The sequence below is a fragment of the Undibacterium sp. CCC3.4 genome (assembly GCF_034347425.1).
Taxonomy (GTDB): Bacteria; Pseudomonadota; Gammaproteobacteria; order Burkholderiales; family Burkholderiaceae_D; genus Undibacterium.
In genome coordinates this window covers 1,136,803-1,153,014 of sequence record NZ_CP133779.1, presented here as the reverse complement: position 1 = coordinate 1,153,014, position 16,212 = coordinate 1,136,803, and the positions used below count along the sequence as shown (strand labels likewise).

Below are 16,212 nucleotides of genomic sequence, written 5' to 3'. Positions count from 1 at the left end.
CCGGGCGCGCATGCTCCGCAGCGCCGCCCGGGTTCATAATTGATTAGCCTTTGACCGCACCGGCCGTCAGGCCGCGCACAAAGTATTTTCCAGCCAACAGATACAGGCCCAGCGTCGGCAAGGCGGCGATGATCGCAGCAGCCATGTTGACGTTGTATTCAGTCACGCCCGTCGAAGTATTAACCAGGTTATTGAGTGCCACCGTGACTGGTTGGGCATCGGTACCACCGAACACCACGCCGAACAGGAAATCATTCCAGATTTGGGTGAATTGCCAGATGAAGCAAACCATGAAAATCGGCAGCGACAAAGGCAGAATCACACTCCGGTAAATACGGAAGAAACCGGCACCATCGATGCGTGCCGCTTTCACCAATTCATCGGGCACGCTGACATAGTAATTACGGAAGAACAGGGTGGTGAAGGCGACGCCGTAGACGATATGCACGAACACCAAACCGCCGGTGGTATTGGCCAGCTCAGCCATACCGAGCACGCGCGCCATCGGCAGAATCACCACTTGAAACGGAATGAAACAGCCGACCATCAAGCTGGTGAAGATAATTTCCGAATACTTGAACTTCCAATGCGCTAACACGTAGCCGTTGAGTGAACCGATCAAGGTTGACACCAATACTGCCGGCACCGCCATCTTGATCGAATTCCAGAAATACGGTGCCAAACCCTCGCAGCGCACACCGGTACAGGCGGCACCCCAGGCTTTTTCCCATGCCGCCGTACTCGGATGCATAGGAAAATCGAGCAAATTACCGCTGCGAATTTCATCGAGCGATTTGAGTGAGGTGGACAACATCACATACAGTGGCGCGAGGTAATACAGTGCGCAAAAAATCAGCAGCGCGTAAATCAACAGACGACCGGGACGGAACGCCGCTTTGCTGTCAGTGGCCATGGCGAGCCTCCTTGGTTTCGAGGTAAATCAACGGCACCAGCACAGCCAACACCGTCATGAGCATCATCATCGCCGAAGCAGCGCCGAGCCCGAGTTGACCACGTGTGAACGAGAATTGGTACATGAAAATAGCCGGTACATCCGACGAAGTGCCGGGGCCGCCGGCGGTCAGTGCCATCACCAGATCGAAACTCTTGATGGCAATGTGCGAAAGCACCAGCAGCACGCTGAAAAATACCGGGCGCAGCGCCGGAATGACGATGCGACGATAAATGGTCGGCAGGCTGGCACCATCGACCATAGCGGCTTTGATGATACTGTCATCCACGCCGCGTAAGCCGGCCAGGAACAGCGCCATCACGAAGCCCGACGATTGCCAGACTCCGGCAATGACGACGGTATAGATGGCAAAATCGGAATCGACCAACCAATCCATGGAAAAGTTCGGAAAGCCCCATTCTCTGACCATTTTTTCCAAACCCAGGCCAGGATTGAGAATCCATTTCCACGCCGCACCGGTAACGATGAACGACAGCGCCATCGGATACAGATAAATCGCTCGCAGTGCGCCTTCGAGACGAATTTTTTGATCGAGAAACACCGCCAGCGCCAAACCAACCGCCAGGCAGATGAGGATGAACAGCGAGCCGAATATCCCGAGATTGGCGGCAGACACCCACCAACGGTCGAGATCGAACAAGGCTTGATACTGACCGAAACCGGTCAATTCGTAATTGGGCATGATGCGCGAATCGGTCAGTGACAGATAGGCGGTAAAGGCGATGAAACCATACACAAACAGCAGCGATGCAAACACGGTTGGCGAGAGCACCAAGCGCGGCAACCACAGATCGGCGAGCGAACGCAAACGGTCTGGCAAGGAAGCCTGCGACTGCGCGGGGGAAAGGGTAGTACTTGACGGGGGAATGACCGACATGCTTGTCTCCGGGAACAGAGGATCACCAGCGCGCCAGAGAGCGTGCCGGTGCGCCGCTGCATCAATGATGCCGCGGCGCCTCCAGGTAAAACTGAGTTTATTTTGCTTTTGCCGCTTTGACCAGGGCTTGGGCTGCTGCTTGGGAAGTCATGTTGGAATTCATGAATTTCGCAATCACGTCTTGAATTGCGCCAGCTTTAGCTGAATCGATCGCCATGCCATGGGCAAAGCTTGGTACCAGACCACCGGATTTGTTGGTGGCATCCATGTCATCCATCGATTTCAAGGCACAACTGTCAAACTTGGCGCGGGAAACGCCGGCACGGACCGGAATCGAACCCTTGTTGAGATTGAAGATTTCCTGGAATTCCGGGCTCATCACCGCGGTTGCCAGTGTCAATTGCGCTTTCTGTTGCTCAGCACCTTTGACATTGAACATCGCCAAAGAATCGATGTTGAACGTGTACGATTTTTCTGTACCCGGTGCGGCTACGCAGAGGTAATCCTTGCCTGGCTGTTTGCCGGCGGCAGTGAATTCACCTTTTGCCCAGTCGCCCATGAATTGCATACCAGCTTTACCGTTGATGACCATGGCCGTTGCCAAATTCCAGTCGCGGCCAGCGGAATCTTTATCGATGTAAGTCTTGATTTTGCCCAGTGTATCGAAAGTCTTGATCATGGTCGGGCCGGACAGTGTCGCCGGATCGAGTTGAATCAAAGCTTTTTTGTAAAATTCTGCACCACCGACGCCGAGCGCGACCGATTCAAAGACCGTCGCATCTTGCCAAGGTTGACCACCGTGGGCAACGGCGATGAAGCCGGCTTTTTTGATCTTGTCGGCAGCAACAAAGAATTCATCGAAATTGGTCGGTGTTGTGGCACCGGCTTTTTTCAAGACTTCAGGATTGATCCACAACCAGTTGACGCGATGCACATTGATCGGTGCCGCAACATAATGGCCTTTGTACTTCATCACATTCGAGACTACTTTAGGCAGTAAGCTATCCCACTTGCCTTCGGTAGCGGCTGCATCGATATTGGCTAACACGCCTTCATTGCCCCATTCTTGAATCGATGGACCTTTGATTTGGGCCGCTGTCGGTGCACTACCGGCAATCACGCGTGCTTTCAGTGCAGTCGTCGCATTTTCACCACCGCCGCCGGCGACCGCGAAATCTTTCCAAGTAATGCCCTTGGCTTCCATCATTTTTTTCAATTCGGCTGCCGATTTTGCTTCGCCGCCAGATGTCCAGTAATGCAAGACTTCGACTTCCGCTGCCTGGGAAGTGGCCATGCCGGCCATCATCGTCGTCGCAGCAAGGACAGCTAAGCTGATTTGTTTCAATTTCATGTTGGTTCTCCAGTGAAACTTGATATAGGGTTGTGGTGACGCTCAAGTACCCGCGCAGACTATCGCAGTCCGCGCGGCCAGCCGGGGTGGATTACCACCAAGCTTCGACTTGTACGCCAGCCGACGTGCCGCTGGTGCCATTGTTATACACCGGGCCCGAGTTGTTATTAGCATTGACCGCAGCAGTGGCTGCATTGTTCCATTTACCGTAGCTGACGAACAAACGCAGCTCTGGACGTGCCCAGTAACTTTCGCCCATGGAGATGGTTGGAGCGATCGTGAGTTTGGTCAAACGTTGATCTGCTGCGCCATTGGCACCAGTGACGCGATCAGTACCGAGTTCCATTTGCATTTTGAAATGTGGCGCAAAGGCATAGACCGGACGCACACCGAGGCTAGTCCAAGTGGTCGAGCCGCCGGCATTCGATTTATCGCGTTGGATCAAAGCTACGAATTCGGCGCTGAATTGTTTGGTCGGTTGCACTACCAGGTCATTAAACAAACGCAGACGTGTTACGTCAGAGCCTAGCGATGTGCTGCCGGAAACACCGATACGACCGCCGCCACCGCCGACGCCAGGACCGACGCCATATTGCAGGCCGACGGTATTGCCGCCACCGAATACCTCTTGTTTGTGGAAGATCGATGCTTGCCAACCATTGTGTGAATTATCGCCTTCGCCTTTGATCAGGGTCAGAGCGGCGTCAACTTTGCCGCCTTCATTGACTGGCAAACCTTCGTAGATCACGGTTTGGCGCAGCGCTGCCGTGGTACCGGTAACGAGGCCGGTAGTTGGACTGATGACCGACAGATCATTATCTTTAAACACGGCATAGCTGAGCGTACCGGCACCAGCTTTGAAACGATCGATACCGGCACCGGTACCGTTCATGTTGATGTACTGCAAATCCAGCATATGGATGTCAGGACGGAAGTAGTAACGTTTCCCGACCCAAGCTACGCCACCGCCGAGGAAGTCGAGATTTTTCGCTTCGACATAGGCTTTGGCGACTTTCAAAGGCGCATCGGCGAAATCTGAGTGTGGGCTGTAAGCATTGGCCCACAGCGTACCCGTGAAGATCACGCCATCAGCGGCTTTGGCCAGCGTGGTGGTGTAACCGCCTTCGAAGTAGGCATCGCACTCATTGCCGAGGCGGTATTTCATCGTGTTACCACCGAGACCGAAGCAACTTTGCGAACCACCACCGCTGCGGCTGCCAGCGCCATCGCGGAAATAACCATGGAAGCCATCTTCATCGTGACCACCATCAGCCAGCGCGATGCCGGATGAGAGGGCGAGCGTGAGCGCCAAAGGCAGCGCTTTGAGTTTGTTGTATTTCATTTTGTCTCCGTAATTGTATATTTAACTATGCGCAACCAAGTCTGTGCTTATTTGTTGATCACCGTGAGCATGTCGCTTGTCGTTTGACCGCCATGCACACTAACATTGCTACGATTGTGATTCCAACTGTGCCGCCTCTTACTAGCCGGTAAGGCTTAAGTTGTTGATTTTTATCAGGATAAAGTTTTCAGTGCAAAGAGCTTGGCTTACCTTACTTTACAAACACCTCGATCTGCGCATCCCAAACTCGCCCGCGCTCATAGAGAAACAGCGGCACATGACGGGATTAGCCCTGAAGAAATAAAAAAACATATAAACTTACGTTTCTTTACAATTAGATGGCCTTACTTACGCTTGCCCTGTCCGATTGCAAGTCAGTTCGGCTATAGTGTCTGCCGAGACAAGGAAGGATACACAAGGTGCAAACAGCGATTTCAATATTGTTGCCCTGTGCGGAATTTGCAAATACAGCAGTCGATCGACTGTGCGCTGCCATGCGGTGCTATCGCACGGCGTTGTTGGGCGTGCTGCTGTGTCTGCTTGCAAATGCACAAATCTATGCACAAAATCAAACTGTCCAAGTGTTGCATTGGTGGACGTCTACCAGTGAACACAAAGCGGTAGCATTGTTGGCTGGTAAATTGGCACAAGAAAATTTGATCTGGGTCGATGCGGTCATACCGAACGGTTCAGGCATCGGTGCGGGCATCGTCTTGAAGAGTCGTATGTTGGCCGGCAATGCCCCGGAATTCGCCCAGCTCAATGGCGTCATCATTTCCGAATGGGCCGATCTCGGCTTGCTGCTGGAAATCGATGCCATTGCCAAAGACGGCAAATGGGAAAAATCGCTGTATCCCTCGGTGTGGAATTTGATCCGCCCGAAAGCCCATCCGGTCGCCATTCCACTGGGCATTCATCGTATCAATACGCTGTTCTACAATCGCAAGCTGTTTGCCAAATATCAGCTCACGGCGCCGACCAACTGGGATGAATTCGAAGCCGTCGCCAAGCGCTTGCAGCAAGCCGGCATCACCCCGCTGGCGCAAAGTTCCGAGCCGTGGCAAGTTGCCACCCTGTTTGAAACCTTGGTGCTGGCGGAATCGGATGCAGCTTTTTATCGCAATGCCTTCGTGCGCAAAGACGCCGCCGCCTTCACCGACTTGCGCTTTGCCAAAGCCCTGTTGCGCCTGCGCTGGCTCAAACAATGGATGCCGACGCCCTTGAAAGAACAAAGCTGGAGCGACATGACGCGCCTGTTGGCCGATGGCGACGCCGGCATGCTGGTCATGGGTGACTGGGCCAAGGGCGAACTCAACGCCTGGGGCATCGCCACCGATGTCGGCTTTTCCTGCGCTGCCGTGCCGCGCACCGCGCGCTACCATCTGTATGATATTGACACCTTGGTCATGCTGGCCAAAGACAATTCCTTCCGCAGCGCCCAAGAAAAAATCGCACAAATCGCGCTGTCACCGGCGATGCAGATGGAATTCAACCAGATCAAGGGTTCCATACCGGTGCTGCGCACGGCCGATACCAGCAAGTTCGATAGTTGTTCACTGGCCTCTTGGACGGTCTTTTCGCGTGGCAATATGGTGCAAGTGCCAAGCTTGGCACATCGCATGGCCACCGATGAATTGTCGAAAGACGCCATCATCGCCGAAGTCATGCGCTTTTTTTCTGATGACCGGCAGCCGGTGAGCGAAACCCAGCGCCGCCTCGCGGCGATCAGCCGCACCTTGACCCGCTGACACTGGGCCGTGCCCACCCCTGAATTGAAGATTTAAATATGACGCGCAAAATACTGATTGTTGATGACGATCAAAAAACCCGAACTCTGCTCAAAGCCTATCTGGAAAAAAACCAATACGAAGTCAGGCTGGCGCATAACGGCGAATCGTTCTTGGCCGAATTCGCCCGCTATACCGATGAATTATCGATGGTGATACTCGACGTGATGTTGCCCGATACCGATGGCTTCGCGCTGTGCAAAATTGTGCGGCAGCGCTCGAATATTCCCATCATCATGCTCACCGCCAGTTCCGATGAAACCGATCGCGTGGTCGGACTCGAGCTCGGTGCTGATGACTATATTGGTAAGCCTTACAGCCCGCGTGAACTGCTTGCACGTATCAAAGCGATCCATCGACGCATGGGCAGCGACAGCAATGCGCCGCCACGTTTTTACCGCTTCAATGGCTTTACCTTGGACACCGTCGAACGCACCGTCGTCAATGCCGCGGCCGAAATCGTCGCACTCACCGGGCTGGATTTTCAATTATTGAAATACTTCCTCGAACACCCGGGCGACATTCTCGACCGTGGTCTCTTGTGCGAGGAAACCCGTGGCCGCGATTCCGGCCCGCTCGATCGTTCGCTCGATGTACAAATCAGCCGCCTGCGCCTGCGCCTCAATGATGATGGCAAACAGCCATTCATCATCAAGACCGTGCGCGGCGCTGGCTATGTGTTCTCGGCTGACGTCAGCGTCTCGAATGTTTGACATCTTCAACCGCTGGCAATGGCTGCAGCGGCTATTGCCGTCGTCCTTATTGGGACGCTTGACCATCGTCATGGTGGCTGGGGTGATGCTGACGCAATTCGTTGGGAATGCCTTTTGGGCCGCGCAGATGCGCAAAGAATCGCAGATCGAGGTAAACGAATCGTCGCAACATCTGGCCCAGAGTGCGGCCAGCACGATACGGTATTTCATGAGCCCGCCGCCGAATTACCGTCCGCTCATCATTCAACAATTCCGCGAAATGGGCGGCACCCGTTTTTATGTCAATCTCAACAGTATGCCGTTGGCGATCAAAGATATCGAACAACAAGCATTGGCCGAAATGGCGAAGCAAAAAATCTTGCTGGCGCTGAAAAAGAATTTGCCCAACCTGGCTAAAGTACAAATCAACTTCTCCTGGCCGACTGACTTGGTGTTATCGGAAGACGGTGCCGGCATCGGCGATGTACCAGACCGCTGGGTTCAGCATATTCTCGTCACCAAGCCCAACCCAGCCCCGATACTGGTGATTCAAGTCGAAATGGAACCAGGTCGCTGGCTGTACTTGGCTACCCTGATGCCCAACCCATATTTCCTCGACAGTAATGACCCGCTGTCGGGCGACCGCGTGGTATTGCAAGCGCTGTCGCTGGCAACCGTACTGTTGCTGTCGATCTTAGTGGTGCGCTGGATCACGCGGCCGCTGGCGGCGCTGTCGGAAGCGGCGGAAGCCTTCGGTAACGGTGAAGCAGCACCGCAGTTGCCGGAGACTGGCAGCCGTGAATTCGTCAATACCGCGCGTGCCTTCAGTGCCATGCGCGAACGGATTGCGCGCTACATCGACGACCGCGAACGCCTGTTCGTCTCGATCTCACATGATCTGCGCACCCCCATCATGCGCTTGAAATTACGTGCCGAATTACTCGACGATGAAGAGGTGCGCAGCGAATTTCATGATGACCTCGATGAACTCGACATGATGGTTAAGGGCGCGCTGCAATGTGTCAAAGACAGCGATATTTACGAAAATCCGACCGAAATCCGCCTCGATCCACTGATTCAGCGCATGGTGCGCGGGGTCGGTTTGTCTGGCCATGCGATTGAATTTACTGAATCAGGCTTGAGTATCGCGGCCAAACCATTAGCGCTCAAACGCGCCATCGGCAACTTGCTCAACAATGCGATTCATTACGGCGAGCGGGTAGAAATTTTCTGCCTTGCCGTCGCTGGCGGCGTCGAAATTCACATTCGTGATCATGGCCCCGGCGTACCGGAAGAAGCCTTGAGCAGTCTGGCGCAACCATATGTGCGGCTCGAGCATGGCCGTAGCCAAAACCAAACCGGGCTCGGCTTGGGCCTGAGCATCGCGCGCGACATCGTCGACGCCCACGGCGGTACCCTGCGGCTGAACAATGCGGCCGACGGAGGTTTTGAAGCCGTCATTTTCCTGCCTGTAAAAGCATGAAACAGCGCTGGTATCATTTTTTCTGATACCAGCATGTGAATTTCATATTTTGCCAGATGCCGGCTTTGCCCCACACTGATCCCTCAGCAGATTTCGGTCAATAGTCGGCCGAATTCGCATAAAATAGCTGTTATCTCAGCCAACGCAACGAGAAACTGTAGACGATACCTCGCTACAGCTTATGAGCAAATTTGCATCTTACCGGATGCAATGGATGTTCTTTGCGATCTAAATTATCAATTTTGGAGCCATTCATGTTATCCGACACCTATCCGGAGTCTGCTGGTCTATCGTCTGCCGCCGTTCCTGCCACTAGCCTGTACCCGGTGCGCCTCGAAGACAAATACACCGCCACCACAGGCACGATCTTCCTCTCTGGCATCCAAGCGCTGGTACGTTTGCCGATGCTGCAGCGCCTGCGCGATCAAGCCGCCGGCCTCAATACCGCTGGTTTTATTTCCGGCTATCGCGGCTCACCCTTGGGTGGTCTCGATGAAACCCTGTGGAAAACCAAACAATTACTCGAACAAAGCCATGTGCGCTTCGTTCCCGGGGTGAATGAAGACCTCGCTGCCACCGCAGTCTGGGGCAGCCAAACGGTGGATCTGATCGGCCCGGCCAAATACGACGGTGTGTTCGCCATGTGGTATGGCAAAGGCCCTGGCGTTGATCGCAGCGCCGACGTGTTCAAACACATGAACCATGCCGGTACCGCCGTCCACGGTGGCGTGCTGCTGGTGGCCGGTGATGACCATGGTGCCTATTCTTCCACCTTGCCGCATCAATCCGACCATATTTTTTCCGCCTGCATGATTCCCATGCTGTACCCGGCCAATGTGCAAGAATACCTCGACCTTGGTTTGCATGCTTGGGCCATGTCGCGCTTTTCCGGTTGCGCGGTCGGTTTCAAAGCCTTGGCCGACACGGTCGAATCGACCGCTTCGGTCGATGCCGACCCCTTCCGCTTGCAGATCAACATTCCGCACGATTTTGTCATGCCCGAAGGCGGCCTCAATGCGCGCCTGTCGCAAGACACCCTCGGTATCCAAGCGCGCAAACAAGAAGCGCTGATGCAGGATTACAAAATCTATGCCGCACTCGCGTATGCCCGCGCCAATCAGCTCAACCGCGTCACCATCGACAGTCCGCACGCGCGACTGGGCATCGTCGCCTCCGGCAAATCGTATCTCGACGTGCTCGAAGCGCTGGAAGAACTCGGCATCGATGAAGCTCTGGCCGCCGACATTGGCCTGCGCCTGTTCAAAGTGGCGATGCCGTGGCCCTTGGAACCGGACGGTGTGCGCGAATTCGCACTCGGCCTTGATGAAATTCTGGTGGTCGAAGAAAAACGCCAGATGGTGGAATACCAACTCAAAGAACAACTCTACAACTGGCGCGACGATGTACGGCCGCGCGTGATCGGTAAATTCGATGAAAAAGGCGAATGGGTACATCCACGCGGAGAGTGGCTGCTTACTTCCAAGGCTGATTTTTCCGTGGCGCAGATCGCCCGCGTCATCGCCGCACGCATCGCCCGTTTTCATACCAGCGACTTGATCAAGGCGCGGCTGACATTTTTAGAAGCCAAAGACGCGGTATTGACCCGCCAAGTCAACACGCCGGCGCGTCCGGCCTATTACTGCTCAGGCTGCCCGCACAATACCTCGACCAAGGTGCCCGAGGGCAGTCTGGCCCTGGCCGGCATCGGTTGCCACGTCATGGCCACTGCCATTTACCCGGAATTCAATAAACTCACCACCCATATGGGTGGTGAAGGCGCGCCGTGGATAGGCCAAGCGGCCTTCAGCACGCTGCCGCACGTCTTTCAAAATCTCGGTGATGGCACCTATTTCCATTCCGGTTATCTGGCGATTCGCGCCGCCGTGGCCGCCGGCGTCAATATCACCTACAAAATTTTATACAATGATGCCGTCGCCATGACCGGCGGTCAGCCGATCGACGGCACCATCAGCGTGGCCATGATGGCGCAACAAATGGCGGCCGAAGGAATCGCCCGCATCGCCTTGGTTACGGAAGACCTGAGCCGCTACCTCGACCGCTCGGCCTTGCCGCGTAATGTCACCTTACACGACCGCACCGACATGGATGCGGTACAGCGCGAACTGCGCACCGTCCCCGGTACCAGCGTGCTCATCTATGATCAAACCTGCGCGGCTGAAAAACGTCGCCGCCGCAAAAAAGGCGAATACCCCGACCCGGCCGAGCGCCTGTTCATCAACCCTGCTGTGTGCGAAGCTTGTGGCGACTGCGGCGTGCAATCGAATTGCACCGCTATTTTGCCGCTGGAAACGGAACTCGGGCGTAAACGCGCGATCGACCAATCGTCCTGCAATAAAGATTACTCCTGTGTCAAAGGTTTTTGCCCTAGCTTTGTCACCGTCTCCGGCGGCAAGCTGCGCAAATCATCGACTGGCCGTGCCGCCGACAGCGCATTCGGCCCACTCCCCGAACCGCTGCTGCCAAACTGCGACAGCTCTTACAATATTCTACTCAATGGCATCGGTGGTACCGGCGTCATCACGGTCGGTGCCTTACTCGGTATGGCCGCCCATTTGGAAGGCAAGGGCGCATCGGTATTAGACATGACCGGCATGTCGCAAAAAAATGGCTCGGTCACTTCGCATATCCGCATCGTCAATCAAAGCAGCCGCTTGCGCGCGCAACGCATCGCCACCGGCGAAGCCGATCTGGTACTCGGCTGCGATATCCTCACCGCCGGCGCCCACGACGCCATTTCTAAAATGCGTGCCGGCCGCACCCGCGCCGTCATCAACACGCACCAACAACCGACCGGTGCATTCACGAAAAACCCCGATTGGCAATTCCCGCTGGAATCGACCGAACACCTGATCGCTGACTCAGTCGGCGACCAAGTCGACTTCATCGACGCCACCCGCATCGCCACAGCCTTGATGGGCGACGCCATCGCCACCAACTTGTTCATGCTCGGATTTGCCTACCAAAAGGGGGCGCTACCGGTCTCGGCCGCCGCCTTATTGCGCGCCATCGAACTCAATGGTGTCGCCGTCGCAGCTAACCAACAAGCCTTTCTGTGGGGCCGGCGTGCCGCCGTCGATCTGGCGCGCGTCGAAGGCATCGCCGTGCCAGCTCAAACCATTTCGCTGCAACTGCCACAAAGCTTGGACAAACTGCTGGCGCACCGCCAAGCTTACCTGACTGCCTATCAAAACGCCGCCTATGCGGCGCAATACACCGAGCTGGTAGCACGCGTGCGCAGCGCCGAAGCAGCGCTCGGTGCAGGCAATAAACTCAGCATGGCCGTGGCCAAGTACTACTTCAAGCTGATGGCCTACAAAGACGAGTACGAAGTCGCACGCCTGTACACGGATGGCGAGTTCAGCAAACAATTGGCGCAGCAATTCGATGGCAAATTCAGCCTGAAATTCAATTTAGCTCCGCCCTTGTGGTCGAAAAAAGACAGCCAAGGCCATCTGATCAAGGCCGAATACGGTTCCTGGGTGTGGCAAGCATTTAGCTTGCTGGCCAAATGCAAGAGCGTGCGCGGCACCCGCCTCGACCCGTTCGGCTATAGCGCCGAACGCCGCAGCGAACGCGCCTTAATCGTCGAATACCGCGCCATGTTGCTGGCCTTGCTGGAGCAACTCAGCGTCGCCAATCTGGCGCAGGCTGTGGCGCTGGCCAGCCTGCCGGAACAATTGCGCGGTTTTGGTCACGTCAAAGAACAAGCGCTGCAAAGCTACCAACGCGAAAAAATTCGTTTGCAGCAAAGCTTGAGCGAGAGCACTAGCGAATTGGCCCGCGCCGCCTAAATCGGCAGCGCCTGAGACGAGCAAAGCAGTGTGCTCGTCTCGGGCGTATTTCGGACCATACCTGATTTGTTTATTGACGTTTACGTTAACGTCATATAGATTCAAGCCATAAGAATACGCAGCGCTATTCTGCGCTGCATCACCAGACCGTTGAGGAAGACATGACCGACCTGTCCGTAGCCCAGAATCTGAACGAATACAAGCCCACTAATAAGCTGCGCTTTGTCACAGCCGCCTCGCTGTTCGATGGCCACGATGCCTCGATCAATATCATGCGCCGCATCCTCATGGCCAACGGTGCCGAAGTGATTCACCTTGGGCACAATCGCTCGGTAGAAGAAATCGTCACCGCCGCCCTGCAAGAAGATGCCCAAGGCATCGCCATCTCCAGCTATCAGGGTGGTCATGTTGAATACTTCAAATACATGATCGATTTGCTGCGCCAACGCGGCGGTGCGCATATCAAAGTCTTCGGCGGCGGCGGCGGTGTCATCGTACCCGAAGAAATCGCCGATCTGCATGCCTATGGCGTGACGCGCATTTTCAGTCCGGAAGATGGCCAGCGCATGGGCTTGGTCGGTATGATTTCATCGATGATACAAGCCTGCGATGTCGACTTGTCCGGCTATGCCCCGACCACCATGGGCGCTTTGCAGCAGGGCGAGCTGAGCGCGCGCCACCGACCGCTGGCGCAATTGATTACCGCGCTGGAAAACGAACGTGTCGCCCCCGAGTTACGCGCTGAAATTTTCCGCGCCGCGCAGCAGGTGCAAGTGCCGACGCTGGGCATCACCGGCACCGGTGGTGCTGGCAAATCCTCGCTGACCGATGAATTGATACGCCGTATCCGCCTCGATCAAAACGACGGCCTCAACATCGCCCTGATCTCAATCGACCCGTCGCGCCGCAAATCCGGCGGTGCCTTGCTCGGTGACCGCATCCGCATGAATGCCATCAACCCGTGGCAAGGCCAAAACAAAGTCTTCATGCGCTCGCTCGCCACCCGCGAAGCTGGCTCAGAAATTTCGCAAGCCTTGCCCGACGTGATCGCCGCCTGCAAAGTCGCCGGTTTTGACATCATCATCATCGAAACCTCTGGCATCGGCCAAGGCGACGCCGCCATCGTGCCGCATGTCGATGTCTCGATGTACGTGATGACGCCGGAATTCGGTGCGGCCTCGCAGTTGGAAAAAATCGACATGCTCGATTTTGCCGACTTCGTCGCCATCAATAAATTCGACCGCAAGGGTGCGCAGGATGCGCTGCGCGATGTCGCCAAACAATACCAACGCAACCGCGAACTGTGGAGCCAAAAACCCGAGGACATGCCGGTCTACGGCACCCAGGCATCGCGCTTCAACGACGATGGCGTCACCGCGCTGTATCAAGGCTTGCTGCCGGCGTTGTGTGCCCACGGCCTCAAGGCGGCTGCCAGCAGCCTGCCCGCTATCGGCGTCAAATATTCCAGCGCCAAGCACGTCATCGTGCCGGCCGCGCGCAGCCGCTACCTGGCTGAAATCGCCGACACCGTACGCCAGTATCACCAGCAAAGTGGCAAGCAAGTCGGCTGGGCGCGCGAACGCCAGCAACTGCAAGCAAGCAAACGCATGCTGGCCGCCGCCGGACATGCCGTCGATGAAGCTTTCGACGCCCTCATCGAAAGCCGCGACCACCACTTGAACGCCGAATCGAAACGCCTGCTCAAAGACTGGCCGGAACTGCAAGCCGCGTATGCCGGCGACGAATACGTCGTGCGCATCCGCGATAAAGAAATCCGTACCCGCCTGACTCAGCAAACCCTGTCCGGCACCACCATCCGCAAGGTCGCACTGCCGCGCTTCGTCGACCATGGTGAAATTCTGCGCTGGCTGCTGCTGGAAAATGTACCCGGTGCCTTCCCTTACACCGCCGGTGTATTCCCGTTCAAACGCGAAGGCGAAGATCCAACCCGCATGTTTGCCGGCGAAGGCGATCCATTTCGCACCAACCGTCGCTTCAAATTGGTTTCGCAAGGCATGGCAGCCAAACGCCTCTCGACCGCCTTCGATTCGGTCACGCTCTACGGTGCTGATCCGGCTCTGCGTCCCGACATCTACGGTAAGATCGGCAATTCCGGCGTCTCGGTCGCCACGCTCGACGACATGAAAGTACTCTACGACGGCTTCGACCTGTGCGACCCGGCGACCTCGGTATCGATGACCATCAATGGCCCGGCCCCGACCATTCTGGCCTTCTTCATGAATACCGCGATTGACCAGCAAATGGAAAAATTCCACGCCGCCAACCAGCGCGCTGCCACGCCCGAGGAAGCCGCCACACTCCGCGCCTGGGTCTTGATGAATGTGCGCGGCACCGTACAAGCCGATATCCTCAAGGAAGACCAGGGCCAGAACACCTGTATTTTCTCAACCGAATTTTCGCTCAAAGTGATGGGCGATATTCAGCAATACTTCGTGCAACACAATGTGCGTAATTTTTACTCGGTATCGATTTCCGGCTACCACATCGCCGAAGCCGGTGCCAATCCGATTTCCCAGCTCGCCTTCACGCTCTCGAATGGCTTCACCTTCGTCGAAGCGTATCTGGCACGCGGCATGCACATCGACGACTTCGCCGCCAACCTGTCCTTCTTCTTCAGCAACGGCATGGACCCCGAATACACCGTACTCGGTCGCGTCGCCCGGCGCGTTTGGGCCATCGCCATGCGCGACAAATACGGTGCCAACGAACGCAGCCAGAAACTGAAATACCACATCCAAACTTCCGGCCGCTCACTGCATGCTCAGGAAATCGACTTCAACGATATTCGCACCACGCTGCAAGCCTTGATCGCCATCTACGACAACTGCAACAGCCTGCACACCAATGCCTACGATGAAGCCATCACCACGCCAACCGATGAATCGGTGCGGCGCGCCTTGGCGATACAATTGATCATCAACCGCGAATGGGGCTTGGCGAAAAATGAAAACCCGATACAGGGCAGCTTCATCATCGAAGAACTGACAGAGTTACTCGAAGAAGCCGTGATGCAGGAATTCGAACGCATCGCCGAGCGCGGCGGCGTACTCGGGGCGATGGAAACCGGCTACCAACGCGGGAAGATTCAAGAAGAATCGATGCACTACGAACACCTCAAACACGACGGCAGCCTGCCCATCATCGGCGTCAATACCTTCCGCAACCCCAAGGCCGGTGGTACCCCACAAAAAATCGAACTGGCCCGCTCAACCGAGGAAGAAAAGCAATCGCAACTGACGCGCTTAGCCGATTTCCACGCCAGCCATGCCGCCGTCGCCCCGGCTGCTTTGCAAGCCTTGCAACTGGCGGCCATCAATAATGAAAACGTGTTTGAAAAACTGATGGAAGCGGCGCGCATCTGCTCGCTCGGACAAATCACGACAGCCTTGTTTGAAGTCGGTGGGCAGTACCGGCGCAATATGTAAGTTGACAGTTCGCGCCCTGCGCGGGTGTTTGGTAGTAAGAAAAAAAGCCTCAGCAATACGCAAGTATTGTTGAGGCTTTTGCTTTCAGATGCGCAGAACAACTTAATGGATCGTCGCAAGCGACGATGGAAAAGACTCTGGAAGGGGTTGGCATCCCCTCCCATCGCGTCGCTCCTTCGTCGCTCACCGGCCAAAAGAGGCTGTCGCAAAAGGGTAGTGAGTCGGTATCATTACCCTGACTGGTAGCCACGTCATTCCTGCGCGCTTTTGGCAGGAACCCAGCGGCGTTCGTGCTTAACTGAAAATGCCAGAAATGATGATGTTTTCAGTGTTAAAAACGACGCTGGGTTCCCGCCAAAAGCATGCGGGAATGACGAGGCTGTGGCATGCAGGAATGACGAGGTATGCGGTGTTTCAGGTGTAAAAAACGTCCATCAGGCTTTTGCGAC

Annotated in this window: 9 protein-coding genes; 5 read left to right on the top strand and 4 right to left on the bottom strand. The window is 55.7% G+C overall.

The features are described 5' to 3' along the window. Window positions 1-43 precede the first annotated feature (43 nt). The 4 genes from RHM61_RS05290 to RHM61_RS05275 all read right to left on the bottom strand — a co-directional run bounded on the left by RHM61_RS05290 (window position 44) and on the right by RHM61_RS05275 (window position 4,543). Window positions 44-913 carry a carbohydrate ABC transporter permease gene (locus RHM61_RS05290; protein ID WP_322250092.1) on the bottom strand — a complete coding sequence of 290 codons (870 nt, stop codon included), beginning with the start codon at window positions 911-913 and terminating at the stop codon, window positions 44-46. Beyond that, window positions 903-1,850 (bottom strand): sugar ABC transporter permease, encoded by a 948-nt coding sequence (locus tag RHM61_RS05285; protein ID WP_322250091.1) that lies wholly within the window; start codon window positions 1,848-1,850, stop codon window positions 903-905. Before RHM61_RS05285 ends, RHM61_RS05290 begins: the two co-directional genes overlap by 11 nt. Window positions 1,851-1,947: 97 nt before the next feature. After that, window positions 1,948-3,201, bottom strand: coding sequence for an ABC transporter substrate-binding protein (locus tag RHM61_RS05280; RefSeq protein WP_322250090.1), 1,254 nt, complete (start codon window positions 3,199-3,201; stop codon window positions 1,948-1,950). A gap of 91 nt (window positions 3,202-3,292) precedes the next feature. After that, window positions 3,293-4,543, bottom strand: a complete 1,251-nt coding sequence (locus RHM61_RS05275; RefSeq protein ID WP_322250089.1) for a carbohydrate porin — start codon at window positions 4,541-4,543, stop codon at window positions 3,293-3,295. Window positions 4,544-5,037: 494 nt separating this feature from the next. Here RHM61_RS05275 and RHM61_RS05270 point away from each other — a divergent pair, with 494 nt between their 5' ends. The 5 genes from RHM61_RS05270 (at window position 5,038) to icmF (ending at window position 15,763) form a co-directional block, all read left to right on the top strand. Further along, window positions 5,038-6,291, top strand: coding sequence for an ABC transporter substrate-binding protein (locus RHM61_RS05270; RefSeq protein WP_322250088.1), 1,254 nt, complete (start codon window positions 5,038-5,040; stop codon window positions 6,289-6,291). A gap of 38 nt (window positions 6,292-6,329) precedes the next feature. After that, entirely contained in the window at window positions 6,330-7,043 is a 714-nt protein-coding gene (locus RHM61_RS05265) for a response regulator transcription factor (RefSeq protein ID WP_322250087.1), read from the top strand. Next, window positions 7,036-8,505, top strand: coding sequence for an ATP-binding protein (locus tag RHM61_RS05260; protein ID WP_322250086.1), 1,470 nt, complete (start codon window positions 7,036-7,038; stop codon window positions 8,503-8,505). The genes RHM61_RS05265 and RHM61_RS05260 overlap by 8 nt, the downstream gene beginning before the upstream one ends. A gap of 254 nt (window positions 8,506-8,759) precedes the next feature. Continuing rightward, complete coding sequence (locus RHM61_RS05255; protein ID WP_322250085.1) at window positions 8,760-12,317, top strand: indolepyruvate ferredoxin oxidoreductase family protein; 3,558 nt, start codon at window positions 8,760-8,762, stop codon at window positions 12,315-12,317. Between the two features lie 161 nt (window positions 12,318-12,478). Beyond that, on the top strand, window positions 12,479-15,763 hold the full coding sequence (gene icmF, locus RHM61_RS05250) for a fused isobutyryl-CoA mutase/GTPase IcmF (protein WP_322250084.1): 3,285 nt from the start codon (window positions 12,479-12,481) through the stop codon (window positions 15,761-15,763). The last annotated feature ends 449 nt before the right edge of the window (window positions 15,764-16,212 follow it).

Coding starts and splice junctions, on each gene's coding strand:
- RHM61_RS05290 (WP_322250092.1), bottom strand. CDS start 913: ATGGCCACTGACAGCAAAGCGGCGTTCCGTCCCGGTCGTCTGTTGATT.
- RHM61_RS05285 (WP_322250091.1), bottom strand. CDS start 1,850: ATGTCGGTCATTCCCCCGTCAAGTACTACCCTTTCCCCCGCGCAGTCG.
- RHM61_RS05280 (WP_322250090.1), bottom strand. CDS start 3,201: ATGAAATTGAAACAAATCAGCTTAGCTGTCCTTGCTGCGACGACGATG.
- RHM61_RS05275 (WP_322250089.1), bottom strand. CDS start 4,543: ATGAAATACAACAAACTCAAAGCGCTGCCTTTGGCGCTCACGCTCGCC.
- RHM61_RS05270 (WP_322250088.1), top strand. CDS start 5,038: ATGCGGTGCTATCGCACGGCGTTGTTGGGCGTGCTGCTGTGTCTGCTT.
- RHM61_RS05265 (WP_322250087.1), top strand. CDS start 6,330: ATGACGCGCAAAATACTGATTGTTGATGACGATCAAAAAACCCGAACT.
- RHM61_RS05260 (WP_322250086.1), top strand. CDS start 7,036: ATGTTTGACATCTTCAACCGCTGGCAATGGCTGCAGCGGCTATTGCCG.
- RHM61_RS05255 (WP_322250085.1), top strand. CDS start 8,760: ATGTTATCCGACACCTATCCGGAGTCTGCTGGTCTATCGTCTGCCGCC.
- icmF (WP_322250084.1), top strand. CDS start 12,479: ATGACCGACCTGTCCGTAGCCCAGAATCTGAACGAATACAAGCCCACT.